Below are 13,171 nucleotides of genomic sequence, written 5' to 3'. Positions count from 1 at the left end.
GGTTTTTAGGAGGTCTAGCGGCAATAGGACTTGAACCTATGACCGAACGGATATGAGCCGTTTGCTCTACCGACTGAGCTATGCCGCCGTGATGGGATGAACATATCAAAAAGTAGTAAGTATGTCAATTACTTTTCAGAACCGAATTAAATTAAATTATGCAATTTTGCAGCACTACTGAGTAGTCCATTCCAGTAGTTGGCAGTTAAGTAGTGACGCCGAATCTCTGCATCTTCAATCCGGCTGGCCCGTTTTTGTAAGCGTTTAAAAGCACTACTTAAAGCGGTTGCCCGGTCAATCTCTGTAGAATCGAGTCGTTGCAGCACCAAGTAATAACAGGTGTAGTAAAAAACATCATAAGGATCAAAGATCCTTGCCTCATAGCCTCCAGATTCGTACATTCCGGAATTATTGATCGGCTTAAGATCATTTATGAGTTTATCAAGCATGGCAATAATAGTACGATCCTCTGGATAAAGAGTACTTTGTGATAATGCTCTAAAGCAGATTGCATGACGGTATAAAAAATCCCGCCGGGGAAAAAGCAGCGATTCAATTTGCGCATATCCGTCGGTCCAATCCACTTGCTCAGTCACTCTCAATAAAGATACAGGTTCACTCATAAGCATGGCATCACAGCGACGGGAACATGCTTCATAATTTCCAAGAAAAAAGTGTAGCTCAATTTCCAACATGGGGTCTTGTATATGCAGCGTTGCATATGATTCAGCTATACGTTTCATAGCAATGGTATTACCTATAGATGCATAGAGTGTTGCTCTCAGACGCCATAAACTAGCTATATCTACACCATGAATCAGATCAAACGCTTCTAAAGCCTTTTCATAATTTCCCAAAGAAAATTGAAGTCTGCCAAGTAGAAACAGGCTTTTTTCTTCCCATTGTTGATTATCCAGATTATGGAATAGCTGTATTGCCATATTAATAAAGAAGATAGCCCGAGGAAAATTACCCTGTAAGAAATACGCTACACTGATGTAATAACTCGAATAAGCTCGTTCACAGGTATTTGCACATTCCTGTGCTGAATCCAGAGCAAAGGTTAAATATTCAATGCTGTCTTCGATATTATGTTGCGCTAATTTTAATAATCCAAAAATTCGGAACACTTTTTCCAAGCCCTGTTTATTTTTATAATCCTGTAATAATAAAAGTGCGGTTTTTATGTTCTCAGAAGCTACACCAAGATCCCCCGAAACAAGATTCAATAGAGCAGCATTGATATGGCAGAAGGCCTTTATTCGATTATTGCTAATAGTAGAAGGAACAGTATTGTGTACCGCATTAAGAAGATCTTGAGGTGAACCAGTGGTTACTAAATGATCCGTGATCAGGATATAATATAGTGCCGGAAACAATTCGTTGCCAATGAGTTGTATAAGCCGTTCCGATTGAATAGATCGATCTAATTCAACAAAGTAATCATTTTGTAAATCATGGATAATACAATCCAGAATAAAATCGGGGTCAGCGTTTCCTTCTACACCTATGTAACAGACTAATAAGCCCATACTGGGAAGCAGCTCATGTTTCGATACACTTTCACGCAGCCGTTCCTGGACAATACTGTTCACGAGATGCGAATCTTTCTCTTGTAGATAGTTTGTGAGCATCGATTCGGTTCCTGAAGAAATAATAAAATCCGCTGCTCCAACTGGAAATATTCCGGTTTTATTAAAAACCTCAAACAACCACTGGATACTGCTTTTAGAAAACCCACTCCGTTCCAGTTGCAGTGAGAGTTCAGATTTTGAATAGATTGAGGATAGTTTATGACAAAGATAGGCAGCGGGTACTATAATCCTGGGATTGAGATATTGGTCTGTTTCGTCGAGTAAGCCATTCCATGAGCGCTCAGGAGACTGGATAAAAACAAAATGACGGTCAATTTCATCAATCCAAGATAAGGATTTCCTATCTGTAGCAAAAATATGAACACGATGTATGGGGGACTGCAAAAAAGCGACAAGGAATTGCCTACATATCGTCTGTAATGTATCGTGGAGAGCATCAAGATAATCAATATGAAGCACAAGGGGTATAGTCTCATATATGCTGTTCCAAAGATTCAAGAGCTCTTTCAGGTGAGATTGTATTGTCTCATTATACTGTTCATGTAACCGTTCAGCCTTGAGCAATGCCAATTTTTCTTTATATGGTTGTGAAAATTCATCTCTTTCTTGAATACTTTGTATAAAAAGCTCAATAAACCCATTCAAAGATGGTCCTGCGGGATTAAAGCTGATATAAAATTGAAGAACATCTTTATATTGTTGCTCTATATAGGTGTTGTTTAAAAGCATGAGAAGAGCTCTGTTTTTACCAAGCAATATTTTACAACGAGCAGCGGAACTATCAAGTTCAGTTCGAAATCGTGGAATAAGAGTGTCAATGTCCGGAAGTGGTAATTCCTTAATTTTTTTTAAGTCTTTAAGTTGGAAGATATTTGTGTCGGGGAGAGATTCTACTGCAAAGAGTGGAGCAAAGATTGTAACAAGCTCAGGGCTGCAAAAAATTCCGATGCTGTCTTTATGATGTACAAGCCTTTTTACACAGGTATCATTCGCAAAAGTATCTTCGGTATAAAAATATATCGAATATCCCAGTAAAAGTTTTCGAAGTTTTTGACAGAAAGGTATTAATTGTTGAATAAACGTAAAAAATTGAATAGAAAACGTAAAGGACTGTTCAGAAAATTCTGCAATAGTTTCTCGCCCAAGACGTATAATCTTTCCTCCAGAACTATGGACCAGAGTCTGCACTTCCTGCTGTATGGATTTCACCATATCAGGCTGTGTTCGGTGGAATTGAGAATAAAACCTTATCGTAAACAACATTGAAATCATATTGATTTTATCATCGTACAATTAATTCTGTAAATAAAGAGGCTTTACACCTATTGCATAAAAATACATTTTTATTGTATATATATCCACATATTGGAGGCACTATGAATCCCGAAATGTTCAAAGGTCGGTCACTTCTTACCTGGAAAGATTATACGTCCGATGAAATCCGGTACTTACTGGATCTTTCTCAAGAAGTCAAACAGCAAAAAAAACGGGGAGAACTTCATCAACGTTTTGCAGGTAAAACCCTTGCTATGATTTTTGAAAAACGTTCAACCCGTACAAGATGTGCCTTTGAGACGGCTTTTGGCGAAGAGGGTGGGCATCCCGTATTTCTATCTACCCAGGATATTCAATTGGGCGCAAAGGAATCGATTGAAGATACAGCCCGGGTATTGGGCAGGATGTTCGATGCGATAGAGTTCCGTGGGTTTAAACAAGAAACGGTGGAAAAACTTGCAGCTTATTCAGGTGTCCCCGTTTATAACGGTCTCACCGATCAATTTCATCCAACTCAGGTTCTTGCTGATATTATGACCCTCGAAGAAGTATTTGGAACGAGTAAAGGAAAAAAACTTTGTTTTGTTGGTGATGGTAGAAACAATGTGGCTCGTTCCCTCATGGTTATTTGTTCTAAGCTGGGTATTCATTTTACCGTAGTTACTCCGAAGGTATTACAACCAGATGCAGCATTACAGAGCCTCTGTCATCAATATGGAGCAGAGAGCGGGTGTACAATCGAGATTACCGATGATATCCAGGTTGTAAAAGGCGTGGATGCAATCTATACCGATGTATGGGTGTCCATGGGAGAAGAGGCAGCCCGTGAAGAAAGGTACCGGCTTTTAAAAGCCTATCAGGTCAACCAGGAACTCATGGATACAACCGGTCGATCAGACACAATCTTTTTACATTGTCTACCTGCCGTAAAAGGCGAAGAGGTAACCCAGGATGTGATCGACGGGCCTCAAAGTCGGGCATGGGATCAGGCAGAAAATAGGAAACACACAATAAAAGCTATTATGCTGGCTACAATACAATAAAAATCCTTGCGAAGAGCCGCTGTGCGTATTATACTGTAGAGCAGCAGAAGCGACGCTTCTGTGTTTCTCAAAGGAAATTTCCAAGGAAGGGAGGCTCCCGTTGAAAACTCGACATGTACTGCTTATGGTTGTAATGCTCTTTATCAGTATACTGCCTGGAATCGCACAGGATGCACGGATTCCGGCGGACACAAACCCGGACAACTGGGCTAATCTATTTTATATCAATGTCCCAATCGTTAAAATTTATCCTCATACGTTGGGTTTTTTGGTCCTATACCAGAAGGCTGATAACGAGCTTGGCAGACTCTACCTGCCCGATGCATGGTTTGCCGCTTCTGGTGGGAAGGGTGATCTCATTAAAATGGATGCCAGTACAACCTGGCCTTACCTTGTAATTTTTTACAAAGATGGTAAATTCAGCCATGTCAGATTGTATGTGAAACGGGATAAATCCCATCCGTCCTGGGGTATTTTACCACCCGATGCAAACATAGCTGATAAATTTAAGGTAGAGGAAATAAAAATCGAATTTTAATGACAGCGCTAACCATTGAAAACCTTCAGAAAGCCATCCGGGAAGAGGCTGTAGACGGATGGCTTTTTTATAATTTTCACCACCGAGACCCACTTTCGGATGAACTTCTTGGATTAAGCAGGGACTCAACCAATTCACGCCCCTGGTTCTATATGGTTCCAAGGGAAGGAGAACCGATAAAGATAGTTCATGCTATAGAAGCCCATATTTTGGACCAGCTCTCTGGTAGTAGCCTTGTCTATTCTGGAAGGGATGGGATTACCAAGGCTTTGCAGTGTTTTGCTGGTAAAACGCTTGCAGTACATGCAGATGTAAATCTGCCAGTGATCTCTTATCTTGATGCAGGCACTATGCAAAATTTGGTACAAGCAGGTATTCAAACTGTTAGTGCGGCATCCCTCATTCAGCGAATTAAAGGAATACTTTCAGATGAAGACCTAGCCAGCCACAAAAGGGCTGCGATTGGACTGTATGAAATCGTAGAAGACATCTGGGCTCTTGTTTCAAAGCATTATAGAACTAAACAACCCCTGTACGAAGGAGACCTGCAACAGGCTATTCTGGTTGGGATGAAAGAGCGGAACTTGGTCACCGACCATCCGCCTATTGTTGCCGCAGGTTCCCATGCAGGAGATCCCCACTATGAGGTTACGAGTCATGGACGCCTGATTCAGTTTGGAGATGTCATACAACTGGACCTCTGGGCAAAGGAAATAGAAAACCATTCCATATATGCAGATATTTCCTGGGTAGGATACTACGGAACAGAGATTCCCCAGCATATACAAAAAATTTTTCAGGATTTGGTCGATAGCCGCGAAGCAGCGCTCAGTTTTATTACAGCCCAGCTTAATCAGGGCCTTCGACCGACAGGGGCGGCGGTAGACCGGGAAGTCAGAAAATTTCTTGTGAACAGAGGTTATGAGGGGGCAATAAAACATCGAACCGGCCATGGAATAGACACAGAATGTCATGGTTCGGGGGTAAATATCGATTCAGTAGAATTTCCCGATGAACGAAAGCTTCTGGATGGGGCCTGCTTTTCCATTGAACCAGGGCTTTATTTTTCTGAATATGGATTTAGGACGGAAATTGATGTATATATTCAGCAACATCAAGCCTATGTTTCTGGGAAAATGAGGCAGTTTGCCTTACTTACACCGCAGTGAGGATCTATGACTAACATTCAGGTTCCCCAAAGTTTGCTCACCTTTATTCGTGAGGGTTCCAAGTTTTTAATTGCTGGCCATAAAGAGCCAGATGGTGACTGTGTTGGGAGCCAGCTTGCGCTTTGTTCAGTACTTAATCGATTGGGAAAACAGGCAATTCCATGCTCAGCAGGACCCTTTAAGCGGCCCGAAATCGTATCCTATGCCGAAGGATTTACCTCCACCCCTCCTCGAGAACCCGAAAGTCGTGTCATTGTTATGGACTGTTCCAGTTTAGAAAGGACCGGAGACCTAGAACCCTACATCATGGGACTCCCCCTGGCGATAATTGACCACCATGCAGCTGCAAAACCTACGGGGGATGTGATCTTTTTAGAACCCACATCTCCATCAGTTACCGCTTTAACCCTTTTACTCATCGAAGCCCTGGGGCTTACGCCAACAAAGGAAGAAGCGGAACTACTCTTTTTTGGTCTATGTACCGATACAGGCTTTTTTCGTCATGTTGATTATGGTGGAGCATTCACCTTTGATATTGCAAGCCGCCTTATCAGCGCTGGCGCCAGTCCAAAAAGGACGTTTCAGAAGATTAATGGCGGTAAAAGTCTTGAATCTCGCATACTCCTCGGTCTTATTTTAAGCAGAACAGAGTCCTATTACCATGGGAAACTCCTGGTTTCCTATGAGAACTTAGAAGATACGGAACGCTTTGGACTTCAGGGGAGGGATTCAGACATGTTGTATCAATTACTCCTTTCCGTAGCCGGCGTTGAAGCTGTAGCGGTTATCCGGCAAGAAAGTCCAACATCCTGTACGGTAGGGCTCAGGTCCATAGACAAGGTTGATGTATCTGCCATAGCGGTTCAGTTTGGTGGTGGAGGGCATAAGCAAGCCTCAGGTTTTACCGCTCAAGGGACCATAGCTCCCCTCAAAGAAAGGCTTATCAGGGCATTTGCAGAGGTTCTCTAGGGGACCTTGGGTTCGCTATTTTTGTAACAAATTGTAACATAACAACGCTGCATCCCCTGCAGATACTGCAGGGGCGTAGTATTTTTGTAACAAATTGTAACCAGAACAGGCTCACGACGAGCAATTCATCAATCTATTTCATTATCAATTAAGCAAATAATGTTGTATTTTTCATAGTACCAAAAAGTTGGCACAGTATTTGCTTTTTTGGAGCAGGGCTATGAGCTACCTTATAAAAATGTAATACGGAGGCCAACCATGGGTGAAAATAATACAATGGAACAGCTGCTGCAAGAATTCAGAGCAGGTGTATCAAACCAAAGGGACTTTGAACAACGGGTTATACAATACCTACTAAATAATCCCCACCGATTCAGTCTTACAACACTGCATCCGGAGGATCGCATTGATTTTATAGCCTTTTATTTCCCCCGTTTACGGAGGTCGATTGAACATTATCATGACACTGGTCATAGTTTTGATGCTTACATCCATCGCAGTATTCAGTATGCCCTGCGGGATTATAAAAAAGAAGAACAGCTTAATCAGGATGATGAAATTCAGCTGTGGCATCAGTCGAAATGGAGCGATAATGGAGAAACAGAACTTGTCCTTGATACTGAACAACCCTATATGCCCCCTGAGATTTCCATGAAAATCCGAAATCCCCGGCAAATACTACTCCTTGCTCTCAAATCCTATCGATATATATCACCAGACTTTTCACAACGGATTGCTCACGCCTTAGGGATTGATCCCTGTAAACTGGAACAGTGGTTCCATATGCTAAAACTAAAACGTTTAAAAATTGATGAACGCATCAATTCTCTGCAAACAGAGATACAGGTGTGTTATATAAAAAAATTACGGTACGAGGGACAACTTACTATAACAGACCTGGACCCCATTGTAAGGATACAACTAGAAGTACGGGCTGCAAAAAATGTACGACGTTTAGAGAAACTCACCGAGCGACTTCATAAAATCAAGAAATCTGCCAGTAATCAGGAACTTGCGGAGGTTCTTCAGATTCCCAAGGGAACCGTAGATGCGACACTGTTCGTCCTGAAACAGAAATATAAAAATATACAGGACCTTTACAATTAAAAAAACAGGCCGCACAGAACATATCGTACCTTGAGCTGAGCCTAGAAAGCATAGTAGGATACAATTATGTTAGCTTATCGGCACGCCTTTCATGCAGGAAATCATGCAGACATCTTAAAGCACTTCTTCTTATTCCACAGTTTGAGCTATATGATACAAAAGGATGTGCCTCTTCTTTATATGGATACCCATGCAGGTTCAGGTGCGTACAGTCTGCACTCCGGATATGCTACCCAAAATGAAGAATGGCGTACAGGATTCCAACGGCTTTTAGATTATCCAGGGCCGATACCAGCCAGTATCCAGCAATTTAAAGATTTCCTAGAACAATGCATCGCTGATTGCGGACGTTATCCAGGCTCTCCTCTGATTGCGGATCGTATATTGAGAACTCAGGACCGCCGAGTTTTCTATGAACTGCATCCTACAGATTATGAAGCCCTACAACAATACTTTGAAGGGTCTAAACAGGTATCTATCCTACGATCTGATGGATTTGAGGGAATTAAAGCCTTTTTGCCTCCCCCTTCCCGCCGGGCTTGCATCTTTATCGACCCTTCCTATGAAATGCCCAGTGATTATGGTAAGGTAGTAGCCGCGCTTAAGGAAGGGCTGCGGCGTTTTGCCACAGGGACCTATATAATCTGGTATCCCCTGCTTGCAAAAGAAACAGCCCAAGCCTTACCAAAAGAACTCCTTTCATTGTACCCAGGTAACAGGTTGCACGTGGAAATACAAACCGAACACAAACGGGAACGGGGTATGTATGGCAGTGGTCTGGTATTACTTAATCCTCCATGGGCCTTACAACAACTGCTACCTGAAGCGATCCCGGTACTGACAAAAATCCTGCGGGAAACTGGGTCAGAACTTAGAGCAGATGGTACTGAGGATGAAACCAGCCCAAGCATCCCAGCCTGCCGATTCCAATTTTTCACCTAAATTCTTGAAACCTTTTTTATATTTATATGTCTAATTTGCCATGAGTAAGAAACCACTAATACAAAACAGGAAACTTCCTGAACCCCTTCCCTTTCAGACTCCAGGAGAAGAAATTGCCAACTCCATTTTACATGGTATCGGGGCGCTTCTTTCTATTGCAGGGCTTATTTTACTGGTGCTAAGAGCCAATGGGTATCTTGGTGGCAGCGGTGGGGGGGCGCTGGCAATTACAACTTTCTGCATCTATACTGCATCCCTTATCATCATGTTTATCGCGTCCACCCTCTATCATGCAATTCAGCATGAGGGGGCAAAACGGGTATTTCGAGTATTAGATCATAGTTCCATCTATCTGTTAATTGCAGGCACTTATACTCCTTTTAGTCTGGTCCTCATAAGAGGATTTTGGGGATGGTTTTTGTTCGGCATGGAATGGGCGTTAGCAATCACCGGCATTACGTTACATGGGGTGGGTAATAAAAAATTTAAAAAAATCGAAGTTCTTCTTTATATATTGATGGGTTGGGCTGTAGTCCTTCAGTGGCCCCAAGTACTGGCTCATATTTCTGCCATAAGTCTCCTCTGGCTCATTGCTGGAGGTTTTTTTTATACAATCGGAGTATATTGGTATGCTCAAAAAATCAAACGAGGCACCCATGTCACCTGGCATGTGTTTGTCCTTGCAGGAGCCATCTGCCACTGGTGGTCCGTCTGGTTTATCAGTTAGGTTTATGCTAAGGCCCCATACCTTACTTTTCCAAAACAAGTAAAACCGGTATACTTCTCCTATGGCAACAGTAGACGATAAAAAAATTATCTATTCCATGTATAAACTTTCTAAAAAACATGGTACAAAGCAGGTTCTTAAGGATATAAGCCTTTCTTATTTTTATGGAGCTAAAATAGGTGTTATTGGTTTAAACGGTTCTGGTAAATCTAGTTTATTGCGTATCATGGCCGGTGTGGATACTGAGTTTTCTGGAGAAGTTTCACTTAGTCCCGGCTATACCATAGGATACCTGGAACAAGAACCCTTTCTGGCTCCCGGCAAAACTGTCAAGGATATAGTTTCAGAAGGGGTCCAGGATATTATCGACCTTATCAAAGAATTCGAAGCGGTCAGTGAAGCCTTTGGAGAAGCTGATGCGGACTATGAAAAACTTGCAAACCGACAGGCGGTGCTTCAGGAAAAAATAGAAGCCGCCGATGGATGGAACCTCGACAGTCGCCTAGAACTGGCTATGGATGCCCTTCGCTGTCCACCTGCAGACCAAGTGGTAGATGTACTCTCAGGGGGTGAACGGCGCCGGGTTGCCCTGTGCAGATTACTACTCAAAAAGCCTGATATTCTGCTTTTAGATGAACCTACTAACCATCTGGATGCAGAAACCGTGGCCTGGCTTGAACGACACCTTCAGCAATATGAAGGGACTGTAATTGCGGTTACCCATGACCGATACTTCCTGGATAATGTTGCAGGCTGGATCCTTGAACTTGACCGGGGCGAGGGTATTCCATGGAAAGGGAATTATTCCAGCTGGCTCGAGCAGAAAGAAGCCCGATTAGCCCTTGAAGAAAAGGGTGAAAGTGAGCGCCGTAAAACCCTGCAGCGAGAACTGGAATGGATCCGCATGAGCCCTAAAGGCCGGCATGCCAAAGCAAAGGCTCGCATCAATCAATATGAAAAACTTTTACAGGATGATGCCCGGGAAAAAATAAAAGAAAATAAAATCACCATACCCGCAGGGCCCCGCCTCGGACAGGTAGTTATCGAAGCCAAAAAACTGACCAAAGCCTTTGGAGAAAAGGTTCTTTTCCAGGATTTAGATTTCCTTGTCCCTCCAGGAGCCTGTGTAGGTATTATCGGCCCCAATGGTGCCGGTAAAACTACACTCTTTAAATTGATTGCCGACTTAGAAAAACCCGATTCGGGAGAGATTAAACTTGGCGAAACGGTAAAACTAGCCTATGCAGATCAGATGCGAGAACGACTCGATCCAAATAAGACTGTGTGGGAACAGCTTTCCGATGGCTTGGATATCATTAAGCTAGGTAGTGTTAAAGAGGTAAATTCCCGGGCCTATTGCTCCTGGTATAATTTTTCTGGAGCGGACCAACAAAAAAAAGTGGGGGTTCTTTCAGGAGGAGAGCGAAACCGGCTCAATATGGCCTTGATGCTCAAGGAAGGAGCTAATGTACTGCTCTTTGATGAGCCCACCAATGACCTGGATGTGAACACCATGAGAGCTCTGGAAGAAGCTATTGATAGTTTTGCCGGCGTGGTCCTTGTAATCAGCCACGACCGCTGGTTTCTGGACCGGGTTGCAACCCATATTCTTGCTTTTGAAGATGGTGAAGTGCTATGGTTTGATGGCAACTGGTCCGAGTTTGCAGAATGGCGCAGACAAACCTTGGGAACCAATGCAGATCGCCCTCACCGGTATGTGTATCGAAAACTCGAGCGATAGAAGATTAGTTATTTTTCTTTTGCTTGACGACTTAAGTTATCAATGGTACACTTCGTTGAACAGGGTTATTTTAGAGATTTTAAATAATATTTTATCAATTTTAGACTAATCAGGGTATATACATGCTTTCAGAGCTATTACAACATATTTTGACAACCGCCTTTTTAACTAAGTTGTTTCTGGAAATTTCCCTGATACTGCTCCTACAATATATCGCACATCTAGATACAGATAACATTATATCATGGGCATGGTGGGGAGTTTTCTTTCTTATTGTAAAGGATACTCTGGGAACTCTTGTTGGTTCAGAAGCATTTTTTTATATTTCCAACATTGCAACACCTGCCTTTATTCTACTGATATTTTTAGGCAATAGTTATCCACGTTTAGGCCTGCTATTTGGGATTATCACCATAACAAGCGCCCTTATCCTTGGAATCGTATCATTTATTACCGAACTTCCTTCCTTCATAACACCTGTTGTGGCTATCCTATCGGCAATCGTTTCGCTGTACCTCATTAAAACAAAAACTGAACAAAATCAGAAAATTAATCACTTTTATACCATCCGTTCTTTTATTCTCGTCATTATTCTTCTGCTTCCTTCGACATCTTTTTTACTGGGAACCTATGCAGCACCTGTATTACATCATCTCTTGATACCACTGCAATATCTAGGGTTTATTTGGCTTCTGCTGCAATATAGTAAACAGGAAGTAGAACTTCTCATTCAAGATAGGGATGGATTGTCTGATAATGTAGACACCCTCTATAACTTTGTACTTAATTCATCAGATTCACTTCGTTCTGGCGGTGACTTGCCTAAACTGATGCATTTTGTTGCAAAAACTATCGCAGAGGGTACCGCATCTGATGGAGTTATGACCTTTCTTGTCGATGACTTCGAAGATCAGGTCACCGCATATGCGGTGTATGGGGTAGTACCTCCTATTATGGAAGTTCCTGAATCGATTCCTCGTACAGAAGAGGGTTTCAGAGACTGGTTAACTCACCTCAAAATCCCGCTTGGCCAAGGGTTAATTGGAGAAATTGCAAAAACAGGGAAAGCTCAATTCATTACTGAGCCACAACATGATAATCGGATTGTTATTCATCCGTCATTTCCTATTGGATGCTTAATTGGGGTGCCCTTCCTCATCGAAGAGCGTATTATCGGAGTTGCCATCCTAACTCGGAAAAAGTCATCACCCCTCTTTACTGATAAGGAATTCGACAAGGCTTCGTTACTAGCAGGTTTTGCGTCTGTTATTATCAATACTATTTATTCTTTCCAAGATGTTTCTGAACGGTCTGATATAGATACGGTTGCTGGTATTGCAGAGGATATTCAAAAAGCATTGCGGCCTAAAAAATTACCCAAACTGCCTAATTTTGCTTTTGGCATGTTCTCAGAAAGTGCCTGGGGTGTATATAGTGATTATTATGATGTTATTCCCATAAGTAAAGATAGACTCTACATTGTTATTGGTGATGTGGCGGGCAAAGGTATTCAAGCCAGCCTCATTATGGTCATGATTCGAGCAATCTTGCACCTCATTACCAATACTAATAGGAGCACCGATACTATTCTTTCTTGGATTAACCGTGGTATTACTGGTAAGATTGATATTGACCACTTTGCAACTCTTCAGATTATTTGTATTAATCCACAAACAGGTCTCTGTGAATTTGCTAATGCAGGTCACCGGCCCTTGCTTATTTGGCGAGATAACCTTGGTCTTGTAGATGCGATCGATGCTGAAAGTGTTCCAATCGGTGTTGAAAAAAATACAACTTTTAAAAGCACAACGTTTACCATTACACCGAATGATGTTTTATTATTCTATACAGATGGTGTTATTGAAGCTATAAATAACAAGGGGAAACAATATGGTATTAAAAGCTTGACAACCCTGCTTCATAAATTCCATGATCTTACTGCTGCAGAAATTGCTCAGAAGATCAAGGATGACGTTAAAACCTTTATGGTTGATATGAAACAGCATGATGATCAGACCGTATTAGTGGTTAAAGCCAAATAATAATTTCGAGGGGAGTAAGGATT

At 42.1% G+C, this 13,171-nt stretch carries 10 protein-coding genes and 1 tRNA gene; 9 read left to right on the top strand and 2 right to left on the bottom strand.

Annotation, left to right across the window (positions count from 1 at the left end):
- Positions 1-15: 15 nt before the first annotated feature.
- Both SPICA_RS05600 and SPICA_RS05595 read right to left on the bottom strand, forming a co-directional pair.
- Positions 16-88 (bottom strand) — tRNA-Met (locus SPICA_RS05600).
- 58 nt (positions 89-146) lie between these two features.
- Positions 147-2,807: a tetratricopeptide repeat protein gene (locus SPICA_RS05595; protein WP_013968561.1), complete on the bottom strand. Its 2,661-nt coding sequence runs from the start codon at positions 2,805-2,807 to the stop codon at positions 147-149.
- Between the two features lie 164 nt (positions 2,808-2,971).
- Between SPICA_RS05595 and argF the strand changes: the two genes are divergently transcribed.
- The 9 genes from argF to SPICA_RS05550 all read left to right on the top strand — a co-directional run bounded on the left by argF (position 2,972) and on the right by SPICA_RS05550 (position 13,148).
- Positions 2,972-3,913, top strand: a complete 942-nt coding sequence (gene argF, locus SPICA_RS05590; RefSeq protein ID WP_013968560.1) for an ornithine carbamoyltransferase — start codon at positions 2,972-2,974, stop codon at positions 3,911-3,913.
- Between the two features lie 100 nt (positions 3,914-4,013).
- The gene (locus SPICA_RS05585; RefSeq protein WP_013968559.1) at positions 4,014-4,451 is read left to right on the top strand and encodes a hypothetical protein; all 438 of its coding nucleotides are present in this window, start codon (positions 4,014-4,016) and stop codon (positions 4,449-4,451) included.
- Positions 4,451-5,620, top strand: coding sequence for a M24 family metallopeptidase (locus tag SPICA_RS05580; RefSeq protein ID WP_013968558.1), 1,170 nt, complete (start codon positions 4,451-4,453; stop codon positions 5,618-5,620). Before SPICA_RS05585 ends, SPICA_RS05580 begins: the two co-directional genes overlap by 1 nt.
- Before the next feature lie 6 nt (positions 5,621-5,626).
- Entirely contained in the window at positions 5,627-6,589 is a 963-nt protein-coding gene (locus tag SPICA_RS05575; RefSeq protein ID WP_013968557.1) for a DHH family phosphoesterase, read from the top strand.
- Between the two features lie 258 nt (positions 6,590-6,847).
- Positions 6,848-7,696, top strand: coding sequence for a hypothetical protein (locus SPICA_RS05570; protein ID WP_013968556.1), 849 nt, complete (start codon positions 6,848-6,850; stop codon positions 7,694-7,696).
- A 150-nt stretch (positions 7,697-7,846) separates the two neighbouring features.
- Positions 7,847-8,638 carry a 23S rRNA (adenine(2030)-N(6))-methyltransferase RlmJ gene (locus SPICA_RS05565; protein WP_237255942.1) on the top strand — a complete coding sequence of 264 codons (792 nt, stop codon included), beginning with the start codon at positions 7,847-7,849 and terminating at the stop codon, positions 8,636-8,638.
- A gap of 40 nt (positions 8,639-8,678) precedes the next feature.
- Entirely contained in the window at positions 8,679-9,365 is a 687-nt protein-coding gene (gene trhA / locus SPICA_RS05560) for a PAQR family membrane homeostasis protein TrhA (RefSeq protein ID WP_013968554.1), read from the top strand.
- Positions 9,366-9,426: 61 nt separating this feature from the next.
- Positions 9,427-11,106, top strand: a complete 1,680-nt coding sequence (gene ettA / locus SPICA_RS05555; RefSeq protein ID WP_013968553.1) for an energy-dependent translational throttle protein EttA — start codon at positions 9,427-9,429, stop codon at positions 11,104-11,106.
- Positions 11,107-11,228: 122 nt separating this feature from the next.
- Positions 11,229-13,148 (top strand): GAF domain-containing SpoIIE family protein phosphatase, encoded by a 1,920-nt coding sequence (locus tag SPICA_RS05550; protein ID WP_013968552.1) that lies wholly within the window; start codon positions 11,229-11,231, stop codon positions 13,146-13,148.
- Positions 13,149-13,171 lie beyond the last annotated feature (23 nt).

The organism is Gracilinema caldarium DSM 7334 (genome assembly GCF_000219725.1).
Lineage (GTDB): Bacteria > Spirochaetota > Spirochaetia > Treponematales > Breznakiellaceae > Gracilinema > Gracilinema caldarium.
The sequence above is the reverse complement of the archived record's forward strand: the minus strand, read 5'-3'. Positions and strand labels throughout refer to the sequence as shown.